Below are 24,102 nucleotides of genomic sequence, written 5' to 3'. Positions count from 1 at the left end.
AAAATTGTTATTTAGTAGTTGATGGTTTTTTCTCTGAAGATGACTTAAATCTCTTTAAATCAATGATCTCAATTTGTTTTATACCCTTACGATCAACTTCTTTCACTGTAAGAACTAGGTTATTGTACTTATACTTAGAACCTACTTCAGGAATATCTTGGAACTTATCTAAAAGGTATCCATTTAAAGTACGTACGTCTTCAGCAGCTAAATCCCAACTAAATTTTCTATTTAAATCACGTAGGTTAGCTTGTCCATCAATTAAATACTTACCTTGAGCAATATAATTAATATCTTCTTGCTCATCACTAATAGAGTTAGTTGTATAGTTACCAACTATTTCTTCAAGAATATCTTCAATAGAAATTAAACCTATTACAAAGCCATATTCATCAACAACTATGCCAATTTTACGCTTAGCCTTTTTAAAATTGAATAATTGTTTAGTTAGAGTAGTACCCTCTTGAATATAAATTGGCTCGTCAACGGCTCTCACCAGATTTTCTTTTGAAAACTCGTTTGACTCCATCATTAAGCGGTATGATTCACGAATTCGTAACATACCAATTATTTGTTTTTCAAAAGACTCACGATATACCACTACTTGGCTGTGAGGAGATTGATTTAATTGTCTAATAATTGACTTAATATCGTCATCTATATCTATAGCCACAATCTCATGTCTAGGAATCATAATATCCTCAACTGTCATTTTTTCAAGATCTAATACTGAATTCATCATATCAGAATGATCTTTACCAACGAGAGTCTGTGATTCTTTTACAATAACTCTTAATTCTTCATTAGATAATTGAGTTTCTGTTGTTCGTTGTTGAATCTTGAATATCTTAAAGAAGATAATTGTAAAGAAGTTAAATATATAAACGATCGGTGTTACTATCTTATAAACAACATATAGAGCTGGGGCAAAAGCATATGAAATTGCTTCAGGCTTTTTTACTGCTAATGTTTTAGGGATAATTTCCGCAAACATTAGAAGAATAAATGTTAAAACACCAGTTGCTATCGCAATACCCATGTCTCCAGCAATAGCCTGCCCAACAATAGTTGCTAAAGAAGAGGCTCCAATATTAACCGAGTTATTACAAATTAAAATAGTGCTAATTAATTTATCAGAATTCTGAAGTAGTTTATCAGCAAACTTAGCTCCGTATCTATTTTGTAGTAATGCTGTTTGTAATTTATATCTATTTAAAGTAAGCAAAGCAGTTTCACTTGCAGAGAAAAAAGCAGAAGATAAAATACAGCAAAATATGATAATAATCAAAAACGAAACAGAGGAAGAGTCCATAAATAATCCGATTTAGTTAAAAACATTCAAAATTTCTCTTGTCGAGACTTAAGAAAGATATTATACCACAAAGAAAATATCTAAATGTTAAAGGGTGAGGACAAGCCTCACCCTTTTAAGGAACAATAATCTTAAGCCCAAACACCTGGAGAGATAATTACGAATACTTGATAAACTACTGCCGCAATCACACCGTAAATCACCATAGGGATAAATGTACGTTTTAAAATATATCCCTCTTGACTTAAACAGTTAGTTACTGAAGCTACCGCAATGATGTTATTTAAACATACCATGTTGCCCATAGCACCACCAACTGATTGAAGAGCTAAAACTGTAGTTTGACTAGAACCAATTTGTTGAGCAATTGATTGTTGAATACTACCAAAAGTTAGGTTAGATACTGTATTTGAACCAGAGAAGAAAGCACCTACAGCTCCTAGGTATGAAGCTACATATAACCAACTTTCTCCCATAGAGCTAGAGAACACCTGACCGATAACATTTACCATTGATAAAGTAATATCATTTGAAGGATCTGGAGTTAACATCATTAATTTAACCATTACGAAAGCACCAAATAGAGCGATGTAAGTTAATTTCACAGAACTTAATGATGTTTTGAAAATATTAGCAATATGACCTTTTGATTCTTGGTAGAAGAACTGACAGAATAATACTGTCACTACAAATGGAATTAAACTAGGAACATAAAGAAGTTTATAAGAATCACTAATACCTGTGCCTAGAATGTTATGTAAACCAAATGTTAGAGATTGAGTTAATTTAAAGTCAGCAAAACCTAGGCTAACAGTAAATAACTCAGCAGTACTGTTCATCATTGCCTTGAATGGAAGCTGTTGAACACGAGTTACAATTAATAAACCAATAAGGATTGCAAATGGCATTAAAGCTTTTGCAACTTGTTTACCTGTAACAGCTTCATAATCAGTACCGCTAGTTTCTGAAGAACTTTTATCTTTAGATAAACCTAAACCTTTTTGTGCAGCCCAAACTGATAATAACATACCAATTGCACCACCTACTAATGATGGGAATTCATCATTAACTTGAGCAATTAATAAATATGGCACCACACAGAAAAGAATTGATAAGTAAACAAATACTAAGTTTTTCTTAACTTCAGACCATTTAACCACAAATAGTAAAGCAATAACTGGAATTACTAAAGAAGCAAATGAGTGAATAATTGCAGTTTTTGAAGCTAACTCAGAGAAGTTTACCGCTGATAATTGGCTGAAACCATACCAAGTTGGAGTACCTACAGCACCAAATGATACTGGTACTGAGTTCATAATTAGAGTTAAGATACAAACACGAATTGCTGGGAACCCTAAGCTAACTAATAATGGCGCCGCAATTGCTGCCGGAGTACCAAAACCAGAAGCCCCCTCAATCATAAATGCAAAAGCCCAACCGATAATCATTAATTGAGCTACTGGATTAGGAGAAACTGTTGCTAACCAGCTTTTAATTACTCTAATGCTTCCTGATACTTCCATAAAGCGGTTAAAAAGAATTGCCGCAAAAATAATAGTAACAGGTACTAACGTTGCAATAAATGAAGCAATCACAGAAGCTGAGATTTTACTGCCTGAGTTACCCCAATAAAATAATTGAATTAATAGGATCAGCGCTCCCGTAATAGGAAGTGCGATATAAGACGGTAATCCGTTCTTTTTAGCCATTAAGTAAATTAATAGCAAAATCGGGAATACGCTTAAAATAAATTGAATAGCTACGCCTGACATTTATATTCCACCATGAAGAACATACACATAAAAAGGAACTAGTTTTTTATAGCTAGGTCTTCTTATAAAAATAGATCTAACTTTTCAGCTCCTATTATCTACAGACCGATATAGCAAAAGCAAGCTTTTAGATAAAATATTTTCAAAAATGTGCAGTAGATCACACTTTTTTGCAATATTTTTCTACTTTTTTAACTCTTTCATGCTTAAAACCATAGTTTTTATCTAGTTTTTTAGCTTCTTACAAGCGTATCATGTGCATGTAATAAAATTACAACTCTTAGCTATATCGTACCCAAACTTTCTCTTACAAAATTACAAGATACAAATATACTCTTGAGAAATTTTTTAAAATCTAAATTTGTTTAGATTCTTGATTATTAAGAATTTGTAAAAACATACTTACATGTAAAACTCTATTACCTGCCTATTTCTAAATAAAAATCTAAGTATCACCCTCATAATTTTTTAAAATAATTTTATCTAGCTGCTTTAAAAAATTTTGTATTGTTAAGAACTATTACTCTGCTTTTTCTTAAATAATTGATTATTTACTCAATTAAACGAAAACATTAACGTTTTAAAAATCAATAAGTTAAACTGGGCTTTAAAATAAAAATGAACTAAGCTCTCTTATTTTAGAGTTAATTTTGCTATAATCTAGTAGTATTTTTCTCCAAAATTTTCTTTTGAAAAACATACTTTAACGAGTATATCAATATATAACAATTGAGGTTATTCTAAAGATATAATTTTAGAATTTAAACTTATTGAAAACTCAACCTTTCCTATAAAATCTAGCTATTAGTATCTTATACACATAGCCTCAATTATAGTTTAGATAGCTAATAATTACATATTAAGGACAACACATGGCAAAACGCAGATCTTTTGTCTTCTATATATTGATGACAGCTGTTATCGTTGTTTTAGTAGGTTTAAGCTTATTCTCTTACTTTATCTCTTATCAAAAAAGTAAGTACAAGGCTCCTACAGCAGTAACATCTGTTTCAGTTATCGAAGTTTCAAGTGGAACATATTTAGGTGCAATTAGCTCTTCTGGGTTTGTAAAAACACAAAACACAGGTAGCCTTGCTTTAGTAAACTCTGGTAAAGTTGCAGTTATTAACTTTAAACCAGGCCAAGCTGTTAAAAAAGGTCAAGTTATCTTAAGTCTTGATGTTGCTTCATCTCAAGCAACTCTTGCTTCACAAAGAGCTTCTTTACGTTCTTTAAAATTAAACTATGACGGTCTTAAAGCAGCTTACGCAGAAGGCGGTGCTTCTAAATATGAAGTGGAAAGCGCTTTAAGTAGCTATAACGCACAATTATCTACAGTACGTGCAACTGAAGAAACTATTCAACTATCACAAATCATCGCTCCTTTTGATGGTGTGGTAGGTACAATTTCTCCTTCAGTAGGTGATGTTGTTAGCTCGGGCACTACTCTAGTGACAGTTGTTCCAAACTCATCTTCTGATGAGGGTAATAGCTTCTATATCAATTTAGGAGTTTCTCCTCAATTTACAGAAAATGTAAAAATTGGTAACGAAGTTACTGCTTTTAGCCAAGATGGCAAAGAATTAGCAACTGGTGTAGTTTCAGGTGTTGATAGCACTATTTCTACCTCTACAGGTCTATCACAAGTTCGTGTTTCTTTTGCAAACAATACTAACTTAGCTGACGGTGAATTTGTAAAAGTAAACATCAGTACAAACCCAGTAAGTAATCAAATTACTATCCCTGACGTTGCTGTTAACTACTCTCTATATGGTCAAATTGTGTATCGTTTAGATCCATTAACAGATGAAGAAAAAGAAAGCTTAACAAGCAATGGTCAATCTGCTGATGGTGTTTATCGCGCTACAGAAGTTTATATTACAGCTAACGAACGTGTTAATGGTGTAGCTTTAGTAACTAAAGGATTAGAAGTTGGTAATATTATTGTTACTAACTACAACAACATTCTTGACGGTTCTTTAGTTAGAATTGCAAAAGGATATGGATTAGGAGTTCCTACTTCATTTAAACTACCTGCAACAGCACAAGAAGATACAAAGTAATTAAAGGGGATAATAATGAAATTTACTGATGCGTTTATAAAACGACCAGTAATGGGTGTTGCTCTAAGTATTCTCTTAATCGTACTTGGTTTATATAGTTTAAGCAAGATGAGCGTACGTGAGTACCCTAAACTTGTTACCGCTACCGTAGTAGTAGAAACAACTTACTCTGGTGTATCAGCTCAATCTATTCAAAACTTTATTACAAGCCCGTTAGAAACAGAATTAGCTTCAGTTGAAAACGTTGACTATATGTATTCAACATCTGCTTTAGGTACAAGTACTGTTACTTTATATCTTGTAGCTGGTGCTGACTTAGATAAAGCATTTAGTGACGTAATCGCAAAAGTAAATGAAGCTAAATCAGACCTCCCAAGTGATGCTGATGAACCTGTTATCAGCAAGGATGAGGGACGTTCGGTAAACCCGTTATATGTTGCTTTCTCAACTGAGCAGTTAACAAACGCACAGTTAGTTGACTGGTTAGATCGTAACGTTAAACCTCAATTTTATACTGTTAATGGTGTTGCAAGTGTATCATTTATGAACCCTGGTTTATACATGTTAATCACACTTGACCCTGAAAAACTTGATAAATATGGTTTAAGTCCGTCTTCAGTAACATCTACGCTAAGTGCTAATAACGTTCAAATTGCTGCCGGTTCTTTAAGATCAGATTATCGTGTATTAACTAATAACGTTGATGGTTCAGTAAAGAATGTTGATGAGTTAAAAAATCTAATCATTACAACTATTGACGATTTACCAATCCGTATAGGTGATGTTTCTAATGTTACAATGGAAGATTTACCTAACCAAACAACTGCTACTTATAATGATAAACCGGCTGTTGTTATAGGATTTGAATTAACTCCGGAAGCAAACCCTCTAACTGTTGTTGCTAAGTTAATTGATAAATACGAAAACACAGTTAAACCTACTTTACCAAACTATATCAGTTCTACTGTTGTTTACGATGGTACTGTAGCTGTTAATTCCGCTATTCACCAGGTGGTACAAACAGTTTTTGAAGCTGTTGTTATCGTAATGATTGTGATGTTAATGTTCTTAGGTAGCGTTAAGTCACTAATTGTTCCAATTATTGCTATTCCAATTTCTATCTTAGCTAACTTTGCTTTATTAGCTCTTTTAGGCTACTCAGTAAACTTAGTAACCTTACTAGCTTTAATTTTAGCAATCGGTTTAGTGGTGGATGATGCGATCGTTGTTCTAGAAAACATTCAACGTCACATTAAATATGGAGAAACTCCTTTCCGTGCCGCTATTATAGGTACACGTGAAATTGCTGCTCCAGTTATTGTAATGACCTGTACTCTAGCTATTGTATTCTTACCATTTACTTTAACTACAGGTTCCACAGGTCCAATCTATCGTGAGTTCGCAGTTACCCTAGCAGGTTCTGTTATTTTCTCTGGTATCGTATCACTGACTCTTTCGCCAATGTTATGTAATTATTTATATAGAAATTACGATCATGCGAAAGTTTCTAAATTTGAGCACTTTGTAGAAAGTACTCTAGATAAAATCAATGCTAAGTATGATACAGCTTTAAAAGGTTTCTTAAACCATCCTAAATTCGTTTTATTATTCTTAGCTGCAGCTGTTTTATCATTAGTATCACTACCAAAAAATATTAACTCTGAGTTAACACCGGTTGAGGATCGTGGTATTTTCTTAGCATTTGCAGGATTACCAGCTAACTCTACGGTTGCTTACGGTCAATTAGTACAAGAAGTTATTGCTAAAAGATTTGAACAAGTTCCTTATGTAACTGGAAGATTATCAATTGTTCAATCTTCTATGATTATCAATATCGCTCCTTTACAAGAAGAACGACCTCTAACTCAAGCTGAAATGCTAGCACAGTATGGTGGTGTGTTTGGTGGAGTTCCAGGTTTACAAGTAAATACTTTCAGTTTCCCTGAAATCCAAGTTCCAGGATCTGGTTTCTATAACTTTGCCGTAGCAGTACAATCAGTTGATGCTTTAGAAAAAATTGTACCTTATGCAGAAAGATTTGCTCAGGCTGCAAAAGATGAAGGCATTTTAATTATGTCTGGTACAAACGTAGCTTTCAACAACTCAAAATTAAATATTACAATTGATCGTGAAAAAGCTTCACGTTTAGGTGTACAAATTTCTAATATTGCTTCAGCTTTATCTTCTTACTTATCTGGAAGTACTGCAGCACGTGTATCAATTGATGGTACTGTGTATAAAGTAGTTACACAACTAGCTAATGATAATAAATCAGGTACTGATTCTCTTTATAATTACTACGTAACTAATTCAAGTGGAACTAATATCCCATTATCAGAATTAATTACTTATAATATTGAATCACAACCTGCTTCTTACCCAAGATTTAACCAATTAAACTCTGTAACTGTACAAGGTGTTTCTACACAATCACAGTCAGATTTAGTAAGTTGGATCCAAAATAATTTCTATAACTATTTCCCTTCTAACTATACATATGACCTATCAGGTGACTTACGTACATATGTACAAGAAGGAAATCAGACAACAATTATTTTTGCTCTAGCTATTATTCTTATCTTCTTAGTGCTAGCAATCCAATTTAACTCTTGGAGAGATGGTTTAGTAATTATGGTAACAGTACCACTAGCTATTACTGGTACCGTTGCAACATTATTCTTACTAGGATTAAGTAGTAAATTAGGTGCTACTATCAACTTATACACAACTATCGGTATGATGACACTAGTAGGTCTAATAACTAAACACGGTATTCTAATGTGTGAGGTTGCTAAAGAAGAACAGATTAATCATGGTTTAGAAAAACGTGAAGCTATTATTAAAGCTGCTCGTTTACGTTTCAGACCTATCCTAATGACAACCTTAGCGATGGTTGCAGGTCTAATTCCACTGTTAATCTCTTCTGGTACTGGTGCTAATGCTCGTTTTGCGATTGCTATTACAATCGTTTCAGGGTTATCAATTGGTACTATCTTTACTTTATTCGTTCTACCTATGGTATACATCTTTATCGGTAAACGTCACGAACCTGTTCCAGAGTTCGATGAAACTATCCCTTCTATTGCTTCTACAATGGAAGAAGAGGGTGTTGACGAAATTGCTGATGAAGAAGAAAGTAAAGATGACACTCTATCTTTAGATAAACACAAAGATTAATTTAGATCTGAATATAGATTAGTCTTTTAATTAAAAAAGTCCTTCATGTTCATAATTAACATGAAGGACTTTTTCATTATTAGCGAATAATTTTATACTAAGTTTGATTAGATCCCTAAGGTCTCTGAATAAGTAAAAAAGGCAAATTTATTTTCCACGAAAATTAATTATTTTATTTATTATCTGTTATTTTCAATTGGAAAGAAAAAAGTAAAGTTGAAAAAAATATTTTTTAGATAATTTGCTAAATCACGTCAGTTTTGTATCAAAAAATTAAAAATACAACTAGTCTAAATGATAATAACTTTTATCTAACAATAATCTAAAGTTATAAAAATCAAAGAGTTGAAAACTTGAGTAGATTTTAAAATTTACATTTAACCGTTCTTTATCATTAAAGTTAAAAAGTTCCCTTATTCTCTGTAAAAATCCTTAAAGAATGATAGAAAAAACAAAATAAATATTATATAATAAAGGAGTTACTTAGCTACTTTATGTGAACTGCGACGTATATTTTAATGCAGAAACACATAATAAAATTAAATTAAAAATTGTTTGGATGACAATCTTTTGTCTTAATTAGTTTAATTTCCAAAACTACAAGTTTTGGGTTTTTAAAGTTCAAGTTTCTTGGGCTGAAAAATAATATATAGGGTTCATATGAAAAAGACTTTATTAACTTTAGCTTTAGCTTCTCTAGTAGGTTCAGCTTTTGCTAACACAACAGTTTATCAATCAGATGTAGCTCGTCTTTATGTTGACGGTTACACTCGTTTCGTATACGCTTACGAAAAAAATAAAGATGGTTTAACATCTAAAACAACAAACCAATACGTTAAAGCTCGTTACCGTTTAGCATTTGGTGGTGATTTCCGCGTTGCTGATTCAACAGCATACGGTTTCCGTGTACGTCTACAAAACAACTTCTTACAAGACGGTACTTCTAAAGTATACACTTACGCAACTGACGCAACAGCTAAATCTCACTTAAGCGAAGGTACACAATACTTTGCATTTGACCGTGCATATGTATACTTAGCAAACGATCAATTCGGTAGACTACAATTAGGTCGTCAAACAACTGTAGTTGATGGTGCAGCTGATAGCGATTTAGAATATTTAGATTTCTTAACAGCTTTACGTGCTAATACACGTACAACTGGTAACCAAACAGTTTACTATACTTCTCCAGTATTCAACAACTTCGTATTTGAGTACTCATACAGCCAAACTAAACACAACCGTAAATTATACTCAAGCATCGCTGACGGTAACCGTGTAGTACAAAACGCTTTCGCAGGTACTTACGCGTTCTCAACTGGTACAGCGGTTAAAGCTACTGCAGTATTCGAAAACTTACGTAATACTGAAGCAAATGTTACTAAGAAAAAAGGTTTTGAAGTTGCTGTAGTTCAAAAATTATTAAATGATGATCTAACAGTTGCTGCAGCATATGATTATGTTCGCACACAAAACAAAGATGGTGTTGTTTCACAAGTTACTAACTCAACTGACAAACACCACTCTGTAGTTGTTAAAGCTTCTTACAGATTAAACCAATACTTCCAACCATACGCTGGTGCAACTTACCAAAAACTAGACTTAGAATCAGCTAACGCTGAACACAAAGTTGCAGGTTTCTACTTAGGTGCACAATCTGATGTTTATCAATTAGATACATTTAAAGTTCGCGTATTCGGTGAAACTTTATTCTTACGTGATCGTGTGAAAAACGAAAGCACTGATAAGAAACGTACAATCAAAGATACAGCTTTCGCAGCTGGTGTTAAAGTATCATTCTAATTCAGTTTTATAGAATAATATTTAATTGAAGGGGAGGTAATTAATTTTACCTCTTCCCCCAATCATCATAATAAACAAAATAGGCATAGCCTACGTAAAGTAGACAGATTTTCTCATGAAAAAGACATTATTAGCTTTAGCTGTAGTATCAGTAGCTTCATCTGCATTTGCTAACACTAATTTATATACTTACAGCAACGGTAACACAAGCGCAAATTTAGGCGTTTTTGCTGAAGCTCGTTACTTCTTGCAAGATCGTTCTGTTAAAGTAAACGGCGACAGCGCTAACAAAGAAGATAACAAATACAACCAAGGTCGTTTACGTTTCGGTTTATACGGTAGTATGACTGACTCTAACAACCTAACTTACTCATTCTACACACGTTTCAACACAAGATTTGATTACCACTCACAAAAAGTAGCTGGTATCAAATCAGGTGAACACACACGTGATGGTGTTGAGTTTAACCGTGGTTACGTACAATTAAGTCACCCTACATACGGTTCATTCTTATTTGGTAAATATGTAACAGTTGCTGATGACAAATTCGGTAACGATATGGAAGCAGATCACTATGCTTTCGAAGCTAACGATGAGCGTGGTTTCACAGCTTGGACAGCTCCTACATCATTTGATACAGTAGTTACATATTTAGCGCCTGAATTCTACGGTGTTAAAGGTGGTTTAAGCTACGGTGAAACTAAAGCTTCTCAATATCAATACACTAAACAATACGCGTTACAAGCTTCTTACAACTTAGCAGGTAACCACGTAGTATTTAACTATGCTAACACTCGTAATCGTGCTGATTTACAAACAACTGAAACTCAAAACTCTTACGATTTAGCATTCTACAATGATGGTTTAGTACAAGATTTCGTATTAGGTGCTGCGTTCACTTATGAACACACATCAACAAATACTGAAGCTAAAGATAAAGCTTGGTCATTAGCTGCTAAAGCTCGTTACACTGGCTTCCAATACGCTCAACCATTCTTAAACTTAGCTTATGTTAAAGAAAAAGTTGACGCTTACGATAAATCATCAACTACTAAAACTAGATACTACAACTTAGCTGTAGGTGCTGCTTCTGATGTTTACACATATGAAACAGCTAAAGTAACAGTATTTGCTGAATACTTCTACTCAAGAGCTAAAGAAACTGTTCGTGATGTTCAAGGTAGCACAAAAACTAAGAACAAAGGTTTCAACGTAGGTGCTAAATTAACTTTCTAATTTTACCTATAGAAAAAAAGCAGACTTCGGTCTGCTTTTTTCTTTGCCTAGAATTTCAAATGAGATAGAGTTATTTTTTTTGATCTTTGTTATGTTTTTTACATTTTACTTTTCAAAAGTGTGATCTGTGACAACTTTTTAATAAAAAATAGTATCTTCTATATTAAAAAACCTCTTAAAATAATGGGGTTATTGCTATAATCAAATCGTAAGGTATGCCCCTTACATAATATCTCCAAGAAAATTATATACGTTCCAAAATTACGATTAAAGCTATGAAAAAAACTTTGCTATCATTATTATTAGCATCTGTTGCTACGAGCGCATTCTCTTACACACTGTATAAATCTGATAATGCTTCATTAAGTTTTGGTGGTGAACTACGTGGTGCAACCACAACATGGAAACCTGAGCACAAGGCTGATGGCGTTTTACAAAGTAAACTAAATGCTTCATTTAACCAAGCAAGAACACGTCTATGGTTAGGTGGTAACATCACTGATGGTAAACTAAGATTTAGTTTCTACGCAAGAATGCAGCACGTATTCTTTTACTCTAGCCGCGAAGTTTCAAGCTACACTAATGGCGTTTACACAGGTAAAAGTAAAACAGGTAATCATAAGCGCGAAGGCTTTACTTTAAATAATGCAAGTGTAAGTCTAGGATACGATAAATACGGTACATTACGCTATGGTAAATTTGCAACTTTATCAGATTACCGTATGGGTGACAACAGCTGGTTCTTTACTAACCGCGATAATTTTTATAATCACCTAGGTTTTACAGCTGCTACAGTTGCAACTTCATATGATAGTTCTTTCCAATATACTAATAAATACGAAAATTACTTCTATGGTGTATCTTGGGGTAAAACTAACGATTCATCAACTCAGCAACGTAAACAGTTAAGTTTCTTAGTTGACTATACATTCCAAGATTTAGGTAATTTACAATTTGTTTACTCTGATACACAGACTACTAATAAAAACGCAGCTATTAGAAAAACAAGACAGTATCACACTTATGACTTAACATGGAGTCAAAAAATTACTCCAGTACTATACTATTCTGTTGGTGCAACTTACGAAAAATCTAAATTCCATTTAAGCGCTTCAAATCAGTACCAGAAAAATAATGCTTGGTCTTTAGCAGGTACATTAAACTATGACATGAACCAATACTTCCGTCCATATGTTGCTTTATCATATGTTCATGCTGAAACTAAATACACTGGAAATGCTGATAAAGAACAAGCTAATGTATTACAAACTTTACTAGGCTTTAGTTCTGTTTTATATAAAAAAGATAATTTAGAAGCGTTATTCTTCCTTGAAGGCGGTTATGCTAAAGCAAGAAAAGATGTAACAACATCTGGCGTTAAAGTTGAAAATGATTACAATTCAACAGCATACGCTACAGGCTTACGCTTTAGATTCTAATTTATTGTAAATATCCCTCTAAAATTTTTACCTCTATGTTTTTTAAACATAGAGGTTTTTATGTATAAATAAAAAAATTATAAAAAAATTATTTAATTCACTGGTAAAATAGATATATCTAGTCATTTTCAAGTTATATATGTGTTCGCTATGATTTCGTTTCAGAAAATCAAAGAAGCAATAGGCCAAAATAATATTATTCCAAGCCCTGACGAAAAAAGTCTATACGTTTGGACACGTCTTAGCAAGGAAATCTCAGAAGCTATTCCCGAAGCAATTGTTCATCAAAATACAGATACTACTTCTAAACACACTATTGTAGAAGTACCCTGGACTTTTGATAATGCTAGAAAGTTAGCAGACCTAAATGCAACTACTTTAAGCCCTATAGTAAGAAAGGCAGATTATGATTGGCCTGGAGAAATGACTCCTTTTGAACACCAATTTAAAATCTCCGCTTTTTTATCCGTACACAGACATTGTTTTTGTCTTGCTGATATGGGTACAGGTAAAACTCTATCAACACTTCACGCTATTAATTATTTATTTCGCATTAAAGAAATTAAAAAAGTATTAATAGTATGTCCTCTGTCAGTGATGCGCGATGCTTGGCAAACAACTTTGCAAAGTATGAACTGCGAGTTAACCTCACAAATAATATATGCAAATACCAAAAAACGACGCATTGAATTACTGCAAGAGTCTCAAGCTCAAATACATATTATTAACCCAGATGGCGTTGAAGTTGTTCAAAAAGAACTTTTAGCTCAAGAATACGATCTTGTTGTAATTGACGAACTAACTACTTATAAAACTCATACAACAGCTCGTTGGAAGAACCTAAACAAAATAACAAAACAAGCTAAATATGTTTGGGGAATTACTGGTACTCCAGTTCCAAATTCTCCGCTCGAAGCTTATGGTCAAGTGCTAATGGTATGCCCAGAAAATCTTACTGGCATAACCTATTCACACTTTAAAGGCATAATGAATTTAAATCTAAATCTGAGATTTCTAAATTCAGCTTCTGATAACATTGAAGACTTCAAAAGCGTAGAAATGTCATTGGATTTAGTTTATAACTACTTTAATCCAGCTATCCGTATTAAGAAAGAAGACTGTCTAGATCTGCCTGATCTTGTAAATTCTTACTCACAATGTGAACTTTCTAATGAGCAGTGCGCTTTAATTAAGCAACTTAAAGAATTTGAATATGTTCGCATGCAAAACGGTTCAAGTATAACTCCTGCGAATGGAGCCGCTATTGTTGGTAAGATCATTCAAGCTTGCTGTGGTGCTGTTTATGATAATAGTAAAGAAATAATTACTCTAGATAATAAGTCAAGAGTACAGGAAACTATTAGATTAATTGAAATAGCTCGTTCAGAGAGAACTGAAAAGAATAAGGGTAAAACTTTAGTTTTTGTTCCGTACAAAAGTACTTTAGATTTACTATATGATGAACTCTCTACAAAATTTAAAGTTGCTAAAATCAATTCTGATGTTCGTGAAAAAGAAAGAGCAGAGATATTTCATAAATTACAAAACACAGATGATTTAGACGTACTATTAGCAATACCTACCACTATGTCTCATGGTATTACTGCTACAAGTGCCAGCTTAATAATTTGGTTTGCTCCAATACATAGCTGTGAAACGTATATACAGGCTTGTAACCGTATTAACCGAGCTGGTCAAACGCAAAAAATGACTATTGCTCACTTATATGGACATGAGCTAGAGTACAAAATTTACAAGTCTTTAGAAACCAAACAGTTTAATCTAAAAGAGCTTCTTAATTTATATAATGAGTTCTTAAAAGGCGAGTAGCACCGTTAAGCAAGTTAAATAAGGGTATTTTTCTCGTATAAATTTATTCAAATTCCACTAACGTCTTGTTTTTTAATTAAATTTATCGCTGGCTAAAAGTGGTTATCTAAATTACAGATATGGTATAATATTAATCGATTGTATTCTGTTAGTGGATTTCAATGGGTTCAATTTTTGAAATCTTTAAGTTCTATTTGGAATTCCAATAGAATTTTACAACACAAAAAGATTTAGAGGTCTTACATGAAAAAAACAGCAGTAGCTTTATTAGCTCTTAGTGCTACTTCAGTAGCTTTTGCTGCTCCTTCAGCAAATAGTTTCTACGTTACAGGTAAAGTTGGTTATGCTCAATACCACAACACTGTAAAATTAAACACAGATTTTAACAACGACTCTTACCACACTGATGACGGTGTTACTTACGGTTTATTCTTAGGTTACCGTTTAAATAACCACGTGGCGTTTGAATTAGGTTGGCAAAAACCTGCTGACAACAAATACGATTACAATGGTACAACTTTAACTCACAAATCTAACGTTTTAGATTTAGGTGTTAAATTCAACCAATTTATCGGTGAAAAAGTAAACGTATTTGCTGGTTTAGGTGCTGGTGTATTCTTTAACAAAGTTACTACTCCAACATTAGTATCAGAAAAAACAAGAGTATCTCCTTACGCTACAGTAGGTGCTGAATACTACTTCGTTAACTCATTCGCTGTAGGTGTTGAGTATAAAGCATACTTCAGAACTTTCAAAGATTCACGTCTAAACGTTGAAGAAGGTAGCTATGCTGTTCAATTAGGTACAGATGTAAATAACAACAGCAACAAATACAGACCAGACGTTCACTTAGTACAAGCTACAGCTACTTATGTATTCGGTCAACGCGCTCCTGTAGTAGTAGCTCCAGTTGTTACAACTGAAAAATTTGAATTAAAATCTGACGCATTATTTGCTCTAAACTCAGATAAATTAACAGCTAACGCAGCTGAATCATTCACTAACGTATTAGCTCGTTATAACAACCCTAACAGCACAGTATCAGGTGTTGAAGTTGTTGGTCACGCTGACCGTACAGGTTCTGCTGCTTACAACTTAAAACTATCTGAGCGTCGTGCACAAAGCGTTGCTAACTACTTAGTATCTCAAGGTGTTAACCAAGAATTATTAACAGTTAAAGGTGTTGGTTCTGCAGAACCTGTAACAAACGGCTGTTACGATGTTAAAAACCGTAAAGCTTTAGTTACATGTTTAGCACCAGATCGTCGTGTTGACGTTTACGTAACTGGTACAGTAACTAAATAATTCTAATAGATAGTGTAACAAGTTTATAAAATATCTATAAAGACTAAAAAAGCTCCTCCGTGTTCATTAGAACATGGAGGAGCTTTTTATTTATACAAAATAAAATTTATAGGGTAGAAATAAAATTTATAGGGTAGAAATAATTTTTTAGGTAAGGAAGTGTCAATAGGTAAGAAAGGCAAATGAAGCGAATTAACAATAGACCAAATATCTAAAATTAATTAGTACTATTAGGCGACACTTCTCCCATACTAGCTTCAATTTGTAAAGCATCTAGTTTTCTACTAAAAAGATAACAAGCAAATTCTTGATCAGTTATATTAGAATTTTCTAATCTATTTGCTAACTGATTAAAAATATTGTTGAACTCTCTTCTAGTCGTTGAAGAAGTATTCTCTGTTGCCCCTTTAAGGCTACTATCAAAAATGACTTTTGATTTTTTTACAAATAACTGACAATTTGGATGTTGTTTATATTTATCACCTAAATTTTTTACTTGTTCAGCAGTAACATCATTGGTGGTAAAGATCAAGCTATTATTATATGCGGTCAATTTAGTTTCTGTTGACTTTGCTAATGGCGCTGTTACTACCAAAAGAATTAGCAAAGATTTGGATAAAAAGTTCATTTTCATTAAATTCAAAATTTATATATAAAATTTCATTAAAGGAAATCTGTATATGCAAGCCGATGATAATTATCCTAGCTTGACTAATTTATTATAATATACTAGCTTGTCTAAAACTTTTCAAGGAAATATTTAATTCGTAATTAAATCTCCGGAAATATCTTAGTAATTGACTAAGTTAATAAGTTATTGCCTTGACAAAATATAATTGTTCTCATTAAAAAATTAGTTATAAATTTACTCATAAGTATTCTCTCAATTAAGAAAATTAATTAAAAATCAAAAAAATATTTTATTAGTAATAAAAAATTAAGCATTGTATTTGTGAAAATAGCTCTAATTAGAGTTTTAACTATTCCGTAAAACTAGAGAAATTTACGCCAATCTAGGGCTATTAATCTATAAAATTGATATAATATATAGTATATTTCTACGATAGGTATTTTTCTTAATCTATTATGTTTCAGTCTTTCTTGCAACAAAAAAGATTAATTTAATACCAAAGTTTTATTTACGTTTAAACATTAGCTAATTAAGCTCATTATTTTGTTTTATTATTTGTTTATAAAGGAGTTAATGTGCTAGACATTATTGAGCTCTCAAGACTTCAATTTGCATTAACTGCGTTATATCACTTCTATTTTGTTCCTTTAACACTAGGTATTACTTTTGTTTTAGCAACAATGGAAACTATTTACGTAGTTACAGGTAAAGAAGTTTACAAAGATATGACTAAATTCTGGGGCAAGTTATTCTTAATTAACTTTGCTATCGGTGTTACGACTGGTATTACAATGGAATTCCAGTTCGGTACTAACTGGTCATACTATTCTCACTATGTAGGTGACATTTTTGGTGCTCCACTAGCTATTGAAGGTGCTGCGGCTTTCTTCTTAGAATCAACTTTCGTAGGTCTTTTTGCTTTTGGTTGGGATAGACTTTCTAAAATCCAACACTTAATCTCTACCTACTGCGTAGCATTTGGTTCTAACTTATCAGCAATGTGGATCCTAATCGCAAACGGTTTCATGCAAGACCCACAAGGTGCTGTATTTAACGTTGACAAAATGAGAATGGAACTAGCAAGCTTCTCTGACCTAGTTCTATCTGAATTTGCTCAAGCTAAATTCTTACACGTTGTAACAGCTGGTTACACTACAGGTTCTATTTTCGTATTAGCAATTTCTGCTATCTACTTAATGAAAAACCGTGATGTAGCTTTCGCATTACGTTCTTTCGCTGTTGCTTCTGTATTTGGTCTTTGTGCTTCTTTAGGTGTTGTATACATGGGTGACGAATCTGGTTACCATGTTGGTAAAGCACAACCTACAAAGATCGCTGCAATGGAAGGTATCTATGATACTGAAAAAGCTCCTGCTCCTTGGGCTATGATTGCAATTCCTGATTCTAAAGAAATGAAAAACAAATTTGAAATCACTATCCCTTACGTTGGTGGTTTAATTGTTACTCGTTCATTAGATACAGAAATTAAAGGTCTTAACCAAATCCGCGACGAAAATAGAGAGAAATTCTTAAAAGGTCGTGATGCGTTAATTCGTTTAGCTGAATTACGTGATAATCCTAACGCAAGCCGTGCTGAAAAAGAAGCATTTGCTGAAAATGAAGCTAAATACTTAGGTTACGGTTTATTATTCACACAATTTGTTCCAGGTTCAGATAAAAATCCTGCTCTATTATTAGGTGCAACTGAAGAGCAATTAAAAGCTGCTATCGAAGAGACTACTCCTCGCGTAGGTGCTTTATTCTATGCGTTCCGTCTAATGATGGCTTCTGGTTTCTTAATGATCCTATTATTTGCTGTATGTACTTGGAAAGTATTACGTCAAAAAGTACAACCAGGCAAATCTAAATTACTTAAAGCTTCAATGTTAGCTTTACCACTACCTTGGGTTGGTGTTGAATGTGGTTGGTTCGTAGCTGAATATGGTCGTCAACCTTGGACAGTTTACGAAGTGTTACCAACATACATTTCTCACTCTACTCTATCTGTAGGTGATTTACTATTTAGTATCTTCGCAATTTGTGGTATCTATACTATCTTCATTTACTTCGAAGCTTATTTCATGGTTAAATACGCTCAACTTGGTCCAAGTGCATTACACACTGGTAAATACCACTTTGAGAAACTAGAAAACGTAGGAGATAAATAATGCTAGATTTTGCAGTCCTACAAACAATTTGGTGGATCTTAGTTATCGTTTTATTAGCCGGTTTCGTAATTTTCGATGGTTTTGATATCGGTGCTTTAACTTTAAATCCATTCATCGCTAAATCAGATGAAGAAAGACGTGTTGTTATTAACACAATCGCTCCACACTGGGATGGTAACCAAGTTTGGTTATTACTAGGTGGTGGTGCAATCTTTGCGGCATGGCCTGAAGTTTATGCAACATCATTCTCAGGCTTATACCTAGCAATGATTTTAATCCTATTTGCTTTATACTTCCGTCCAGTAGGTATGGAATATCGCCATAAATTTGACTTAGAAAAACACCGTCGTGGTGTTGACTGGGGTCTATTCTTCTCTGGTGTTGTTCCTGCTTTAGTTATCGGTGTAGGCTTAGGTAACGTATTATTAGGTTTACCATTTGAATTTGACACTATTGGTCGTTCCTACTACGGTGGTGACACTTTATGGATTGTTAATTTATTAAAATTATTAAATCCATTCAGCCTATTATGTGGTGTGCTATCTTTATTAGTATTCTTAACTCAAGGTGCTACATGGTTAGCTTTACGTACACAAGTAGGTTCTGATATTCAAGTACGTGCTCAAAAATTAGCTTCAGTATTAAGCTTATTAGTAGTTGTTGTAGGTGTTTTAGTTGCTGTTTGGTTAGCATTCATCAATGGTTACCAAATTGTAAACGAATCACTAATCTTACAAGCTAAAGAAGGTGACGTAGTAGTTACAGGTTCTTGGTATGCAAATTACTTAAAAGCTCCTGTATTATTTGTAGTTCCAGTATTAGCTGCTCTACTTTACTTATTTGCTGCTAGAGCTTCTAAAAATGGTCGCAATGGCTTTGCATTCTTCAGTTCTTCTGTAGGTGTATTTGCTTTATTCACTACTTACGCAATTTCTTTATTCCCATTTGTTCTTCCAAGCTCAACAGCTCCATGGCAAAGTTTAACAATTTGGAATTCAACTTCTAGCCATAACACTCTACATGTAATGTTCTACGTGGCTATTGTTTTCGTTCCAATTGTTCTTCTATACACTGCTTGGGCATACTACAAAATGTGGTCACGTTTATCAACTAAAGACGTTCAAGAAAATAGTCACAATCTGTACTAATCAGGAAGGTAAATATGTTTTATGCAATCTGGGTTATCGGAGTATTTGTAGCTATTTGGTTAACAGTTTTAGCTGTAACAAAACTTGAAAAAAGTGGCTTTTTTGATAAATACGAAGATCAAAAGAAAAAATAATAAGCAAAAGGTGCTAGCTTCGGCTAGCACCTTTTAATATAATACGAAAATAAAGAAGTAAAAGATTTTACTACTCTAGGTGTTATTTAAACATCTAAAGGAAATTACGCTCCTCTTACCTCCCTAAAAATAACTATCTCCGAAAAATTAATAAGTCTGTACAAGTAACTATGACTAAAAGAAAAGAAGTGGTATATATAGCTAAAGTTCCTGAAAGCAGAATTAAAAGAAAATACACTGATTACAGTTTATATTACGTTACCAAATACCGCTCAGAGAAGCGATCAGATGGTACAAGATATGGCACATCTGACAGAGTTAGAATTGGTAAAATGCTTCCAGAGAATACAGAATACTTTCTTCCTAATAAAAGAACAAAAGAATTTTTACCTGATTTAGAACTAATTCCTCTAGAAGAAATTCTAGGAGAGGGTGCAACAACTGTAGCTCTTAAAAAACCAGGTCGACCTCGTAAAGAAGAACAAACACAAGAATGTCCAGTTGAGAGCGAGAAAATTATTACTTTAATCTCGGATATCATTAAAATACCTACAGCTCAACATTTTGCTATATCACAATTAATAGCTGAAGAAATAGGTTTAGTAGATAAATTATCTAAATATTTTAGCGTTAAAGATACCAATGCGCTAATAGCTTTAGGATCTCTTTTTCATCATGAAACTAAAGCAATTGATACATTTACAGATTGGTCTGAGGTCAATAATTTACCCTTAGATTGTTTTGTTAAATCACAAGATGCAGTCAAATTCTTTAAAAGACTTTCTAAACATGTAATTGATTTTAAAAAAGACTGGGCTAACTTCAAATATAATAAAGAACATCCTCTAATTTATGATGTTACATCATACAACTATAGATCTTCCACACCGGACAATTATTCGATTCTACTACCTTATAACAGCCAAGAAGATAATGGCTCACACATAAGTTTTTGTTTAGTTACCGACAAAGAAACGGGTTTACCACTTAACTTTGACCTTAGCTATGAGAATGAAAATACATCTCTACTCCAATCGGAAATAAATCAAATGCTAGCACATGCCTCTACTGAGAAAGTTAGCGTTGTTTATGATGCGAAATATGCTCCATTAGATGCAATTGAAAAACTTAATATTCCTGATTTGACAATACTAATTAGAGAGAAAACTGAAACGCTAAAAGATTGTGTAGAACAAACTCAAGGTGTAATCAAAGAGCAAGGCAAGTTTATCTTAGAGGACTCTACCTACACCATAAAATTGCCAGTGACCTATGATGAGAGTACTTACAACGCTTACCTATGCTTCAGCCCTGATCTATATAGCGAAGAATTTAGTTTAGAAAGTAAGAGAGTTAAAACAATCATAGAAAAAGTAAACGACGGTTCTATAAAATCTCTAGAAGAAATTAAGCAATATGATAATTTTGTTGATATCAATTGTTTAAATGGCGAAAATAAACCTCTTGACTACAAGGCTAGCTTTAGCAATCCAAAATTTAGAGAAAATACCAAATATTGTGGTTATTTTGTTGTCCTAGACAATAACAACAAAGAGATTGAAGAAGGTTTACAAGATTATCATAGACATAAATTATTTGAAGCAATGTGCCAAGTTGATCAATTTATCTTTGGTAATAAAGTTTGCGATAAAAGCTATAAATCTATATATGTAGGACGCAGTCTAAGCATCTTTGTCTCATTAGTTATACGCAATGAACTCTCTAAGAGAATTAAGAAGCACAAATACCCTTTAAAGATGACCGTAAACGATGTAATTGACGAACTGAATAATATCAATATCTATAAATCACTAAATGGCTCTTTTACAGTTGATTTTATTAACGAAAAACAAGAAGAAATATTAAAGGCTCTTGGTATTACAAACGATCAATTCGCGGATAGAATTAAAAAGATTTGTAGTATATCCCAGTAAATTCTAGAACTTACTCCATATATAAATACAACTCTTACTAGTTAAACTATAGTTTTCCAAGTTAATGTACCTAAATAGAATAATCTTGAAAAACGGATATGCTTTAATCTACTCACATATAAAAAATGAAGAAGGATAATTACTCCTTCTTCATTTTTTAAATAGAAATTTTTATAGTGTAAGATGATACTATCTTAAATTCTCTTTACAGTCAGCTGATTTGTTATTTAATCTTTCTAAAACAACACTCCAGTTCACTACATTCCAGAATGCTTTGATGTAATCAGGACGACGGTTTTGATATTTTAAGTAGTACGCGTGCTCCCATACATCTAAAGCTAGTAAAGGTGTACCTTCAACTCCAGCAACTTCCTTACCCATTAATGGGTTATCTTGGTTTGCTGTACTCACAACCTGTAATTTATCATCAGAAGTTAGAACTAACCAAGCCCAACCTGAACCAAAACGTGTAGTTGCAGCTTTTTCAAATTCTGCTTTGAAAGCATCAACTGAACCAAAATTTTCAACAAGTTTTGCTTCTAACTCAGAAGGTAATGCTACGTCTTTTTTAAGGCTTGACCAGAAAAGAGTATGGTTGTAGTGACCACCAACATTATTTCTTAATGCACCTTTAACTTCTTCTGGTAGGTTTTTGATACCTCTACAAAAACAAGCTGGACATTCTTTAAATAATTCAGGGTGTTTTTCAAATACTGCATTCGCATTGTTAACATATGCAGCGTGATGTTTATCATGGTGGATTTCCATAGTTGTAGCATCAACATATGGCTCTAAAGCATCAAAACTATAGCCTAATTCAGGCAGAGTATATTTATTCGACATGAGGATCTCCTTTAAGATATGTGAATTATTATAATACACTTTTTACTACTATTTTTCTAGTAATTTTTTATTATAAACCATCTATAAACTCTTCCACTTTAAAAATTGGATAGATTAATTCATTACTTGTTAAAGTTGAAATCTCAATGGTATTATATATCTTCTTAAGTAAGATCAAATAACTATCATCAAAATTTACCTCGCTACAACTGGATAACTTATTTATTATATCTGATAAATCTGCTATATCCTTTTTAGAGATCATTAAAACAAAACTATTCACAATTTCAACAATCTCTGAGGAAAATTTATCCAAGAACCCCTTAAAAGAAAAAGGTAAATCCGTTTCCGCAACTAAAACAACTTTAGGTAAAAGCTTTGCTTTTTTTAGTAAATTAAGCTTTTTAGCACTAGTTATAGATCTTTCTCCAATACCCAAAAGAATCTGTAGAGTACAATTCTTTTCTGTTATTAAAGTATCAAGTTCACTGATTAAGGTAGATAATTTCTTTAATAGGTGTTCTGGGTAATTGAAGGAATGAAAGTTAAGAATTAGTCTTTTAAAATTTAAATTGCTCTGCAGAGTCAGGTGTTGCTTAAATAACTTAAAAAAATCATCATAAGCTTGCTGACCAACTAAATGTAAATTTACCATTAAATCATCAGCAACTTCATTTTCTTGCAAATAACTAAAAACTGAAATTAATTGATTTGAAAGAAGAATTCCCTGCTTTTCCAAATTAGTATTAACATAGTTAACATCAAGACCTACTTCACCTAAATATATATCCCTTAGCTCACTATCCCTAGTTAATCTACCTTCAGAAAAGTAACTATACAAATTTGTATATATTTTATTTATTTGAATATAGGTTGATACATCTATATATGGCTTTTCTACCTCATTAGCAGTTCCATAATAGTCTGAGAAAACATATCCCCTAGAGGTAACCATAGGGTGAACACCAGCATATGTAAGTAAATTAGACTTTTGATTTAGGACTTGAGAATATTCTAATAGTTTTATTAAGCCTAAATGGTTTATATGTGTACTAACGTTATGTATTGCTCTAATTTTAAAGTGCTCAAAGTACTTCAACAATATAGTATTAACAATGAGTAGAGCTACTTCCTTTTCGCATTTATCTAAATCTATTTTGTTAACTATTTCATTAATCATTATTGAATAATGGCAATGAAAGTCTATATTTTTTAAGTTAGATAGCATAATTATTTTTACATACAAGAAAGTCCTCTAGAATTAACTAGAGGACTAAAAGAAAATCAATTTGGCGATGACCTACTC

General features: G+C 32.8%; 16 protein-coding genes. 11 read left to right on the top strand and 5 right to left on the bottom strand.

What is annotated here, in order from left to right; genetic code table 11:
• Positions 1-7: 7 nt before the first annotated feature.
• Entirely contained in the window at positions 8-1,312 is a 1,305-nt protein-coding gene (locus CKF54_RS02155) for an HlyC/CorC family transporter (RefSeq protein ID WP_119524643.1), read from the bottom strand.
• A gap of 131 nt (positions 1,313-1,443) precedes the next feature.
• Entirely contained in the window at positions 1,444-3,084 is a 1,641-nt protein-coding gene (locus tag CKF54_RS02150) for an L-lactate permease (RefSeq protein WP_410454506.1), read from the bottom strand.
• Positions 3,085-3,956: 872 nt separating this feature from the next.
• Here CKF54_RS02150 and CKF54_RS02145 point away from each other — a divergent pair.
• From CKF54_RS02145 to CKF54_RS02115, 7 genes are all read left to right on the top strand, one after another.
• On the top strand, positions 3,957-5,147 hold the full coding sequence (locus tag CKF54_RS02145) for an efflux RND transporter periplasmic adaptor subunit (protein WP_119524642.1): 1,191 nt from the start codon (positions 3,957-3,959) through the stop codon (positions 5,145-5,147).
• 15 nt (positions 5,148-5,162) lie between these two features.
• The gene (locus CKF54_RS02140) at positions 5,163-8,324 is read left to right on the top strand and encodes an efflux RND transporter permease subunit (RefSeq protein WP_119524641.1); all 3,162 of its coding nucleotides are present in this window, start codon (positions 5,163-5,165) and stop codon (positions 8,322-8,324) included.
• A 660-nt stretch (positions 8,325-8,984) separates the two neighbouring features.
• Positions 8,985-10,127: a porin gene (locus CKF54_RS02135; RefSeq protein WP_119524640.1), complete on the top strand. Its 1,143-nt coding sequence runs from the start codon at positions 8,985-8,987 to the stop codon at positions 10,125-10,127.
• Between the two features lie 115 nt (positions 10,128-10,242).
• A complete protein-coding gene (locus CKF54_RS02130; RefSeq protein ID WP_119524639.1) occupies positions 10,243-11,364 on the top strand; it encodes a porin in 1,122 nt (373 codons plus the stop codon).
• 275 nt (positions 11,365-11,639) lie between these two features.
• On the top strand, positions 11,640-12,803 hold the full coding sequence (locus tag CKF54_RS02125) for a hypothetical protein (protein ID WP_119524638.1): 1,164 nt from the start codon (positions 11,640-11,642) through the stop codon (positions 12,801-12,803).
• Between the two features lie 150 nt (positions 12,804-12,953).
• Positions 12,954-14,633 (top strand): DEAD/DEAH box helicase, encoded by a 1,680-nt coding sequence (locus tag CKF54_RS02120; protein WP_119524637.1) that lies wholly within the window; start codon positions 12,954-12,956, stop codon positions 14,631-14,633.
• A 243-nt stretch (positions 14,634-14,876) separates the two neighbouring features.
• Positions 14,877-15,938 (top strand): OmpA family protein, encoded by a 1,062-nt coding sequence (locus CKF54_RS02115; RefSeq protein WP_119524636.1) that lies wholly within the window; start codon positions 14,877-14,879, stop codon positions 15,936-15,938.
• A gap of 217 nt (positions 15,939-16,155) precedes the next feature.
• Here CKF54_RS02115 and CKF54_RS02110 read toward each other — a convergent pair whose 3' ends face one another.
• A complete protein-coding gene (locus tag CKF54_RS02110; RefSeq protein ID WP_147396805.1) occupies positions 16,156-16,572 on the bottom strand; it encodes a hypothetical protein in 417 nt (138 codons plus the stop codon).
• A gap of 572 nt (positions 16,573-17,144) precedes the next feature.
• Between CKF54_RS02110 and CKF54_RS02105 the strand changes: the two genes are divergently transcribed.
• The 4 genes from CKF54_RS02105 (at position 17,145) to CKF54_RS02090 (ending at position 21,953) form a co-directional block, all read left to right on the top strand.
• On the top strand, positions 17,145-18,737 hold the full coding sequence (locus CKF54_RS02105) for a cytochrome ubiquinol oxidase subunit I (RefSeq protein ID WP_119524634.1): 1,593 nt from the start codon (positions 17,145-17,147) through the stop codon (positions 18,735-18,737).
• Positions 18,737-19,885 (top strand): cytochrome d ubiquinol oxidase subunit II, encoded by a 1,149-nt coding sequence (cydB, locus tag CKF54_RS02100; protein WP_119524633.1) that lies wholly within the window; start codon positions 18,737-18,739, stop codon positions 19,883-19,885. Before CKF54_RS02105 ends, cydB begins: the two co-directional genes overlap by 1 nt.
• 14 nt (positions 19,886-19,899) lie before the next feature.
• The gene (locus CKF54_RS02095; protein ID WP_119524632.1) at positions 19,900-20,019 is read left to right on the top strand and encodes a cytochrome bd oxidase small subunit, CydX/CbdX family; all 120 of its coding nucleotides are present in this window, start codon (positions 19,900-19,902) and stop codon (positions 20,017-20,019) included.
• 170 nt (positions 20,020-20,189) lie between these two features.
• On the top strand, positions 20,190-21,953 hold the full coding sequence (locus CKF54_RS02090) for a hypothetical protein (RefSeq protein ID WP_119524631.1): 1,764 nt from the start codon (positions 20,190-20,192) through the stop codon (positions 21,951-21,953).
• Between the two features lie 189 nt (positions 21,954-22,142).
• Here the strand turns inward: CKF54_RS02090 and CKF54_RS02085 are convergent, their stop codons facing one another.
• Positions 22,143-22,796, bottom strand: a complete 654-nt coding sequence (locus CKF54_RS02085) for a superoxide dismutase (RefSeq protein ID WP_119524630.1) — start codon at positions 22,794-22,796, stop codon at positions 22,143-22,145.
• A 70-nt stretch (positions 22,797-22,866) separates the two neighbouring features.
• A complete protein-coding gene (locus CKF54_RS02080; protein ID WP_147396804.1) occupies positions 22,867-23,976 on the bottom strand; it encodes a hypothetical protein in 1,110 nt (369 codons plus the stop codon).
• Positions 23,977-24,102 lie beyond the last annotated feature (126 nt).

The sequence above is a fragment of the Psittacicella hinzii genome (assembly GCF_003585885.1).
Classification (GTDB): Bacteria; Pseudomonadota; Gammaproteobacteria; order Enterobacterales; family Psittacicellaceae; genus Psittacicella.
Note: the sequence above shows the minus strand (reverse complement) of the source record. Positions and strands in the feature narration are given on the sequence as shown.

Bases quoted from the DNA above. Each gene is read 5' to 3' on its own strand.
- CKF54_RS02155 (WP_119524643.1), bottom strand. From the start codon at position 1,312: ATGGACTCTTCCTCTGTTTCGTTTTTGATTATTATCATATTTTGCTGT.
- CKF54_RS02150 (WP_410454506.1), bottom strand. From the start codon at position 3,084: ATGTCAGGCGTAGCTATTCAATTTATTTTAAGCGTATTCCCGATTTTG.
- CKF54_RS02145 (WP_119524642.1), top strand. From the start codon at position 3,957: ATGGCAAAACGCAGATCTTTTGTCTTCTATATATTGATGACAGCTGTT.
- CKF54_RS02140 (WP_119524641.1), top strand. From the start codon at position 5,163: ATGAAATTTACTGATGCGTTTATAAAACGACCAGTAATGGGTGTTGCT.
- CKF54_RS02135 (WP_119524640.1), top strand. From the start codon at position 8,985: ATGAAAAAGACTTTATTAACTTTAGCTTTAGCTTCTCTAGTAGGTTCA.
- CKF54_RS02130 (WP_119524639.1), top strand. From the start codon at position 10,243: ATGAAAAAGACATTATTAGCTTTAGCTGTAGTATCAGTAGCTTCATCT.
- CKF54_RS02125 (WP_119524638.1), top strand. From the start codon at position 11,640: ATGAAAAAAACTTTGCTATCATTATTATTAGCATCTGTTGCTACGAGC.
- CKF54_RS02120 (WP_119524637.1), top strand. From the start codon at position 12,954: ATGATTTCGTTTCAGAAAATCAAAGAAGCAATAGGCCAAAATAATATT.
- CKF54_RS02115 (WP_119524636.1), top strand. From the start codon at position 14,877: ATGAAAAAAACAGCAGTAGCTTTATTAGCTCTTAGTGCTACTTCAGTA.
- CKF54_RS02110 (WP_147396805.1), bottom strand. From the start codon at position 16,572: ATGAAAATGAACTTTTTATCCAAATCTTTGCTAATTCTTTTGGTAGTA.
- cydB (WP_119524633.1), top strand. From the start codon at position 18,737: ATGCTAGATTTTGCAGTCCTACAAACAATTTGGTGGATCTTAGTTATC.
- CKF54_RS02095 (WP_119524632.1), top strand. From the start codon at position 19,900: ATGTTTTATGCAATCTGGGTTATCGGAGTATTTGTAGCTATTTGGTTA.
- CKF54_RS02090 (WP_119524631.1), top strand. From the start codon at position 20,190: ATGACTAAAAGAAAAGAAGTGGTATATATAGCTAAAGTTCCTGAAAGC.
- CKF54_RS02085 (WP_119524630.1), bottom strand. From the start codon at position 22,796: ATGTCGAATAAATATACTCTGCCTGAATTAGGCTATAGTTTTGATGCT.
- CKF54_RS02080 (WP_147396804.1), bottom strand. From the start codon at position 23,976: ATGATTAATGAAATAGTTAACAAAATAGATTTAGATAAATGCGAAAAG.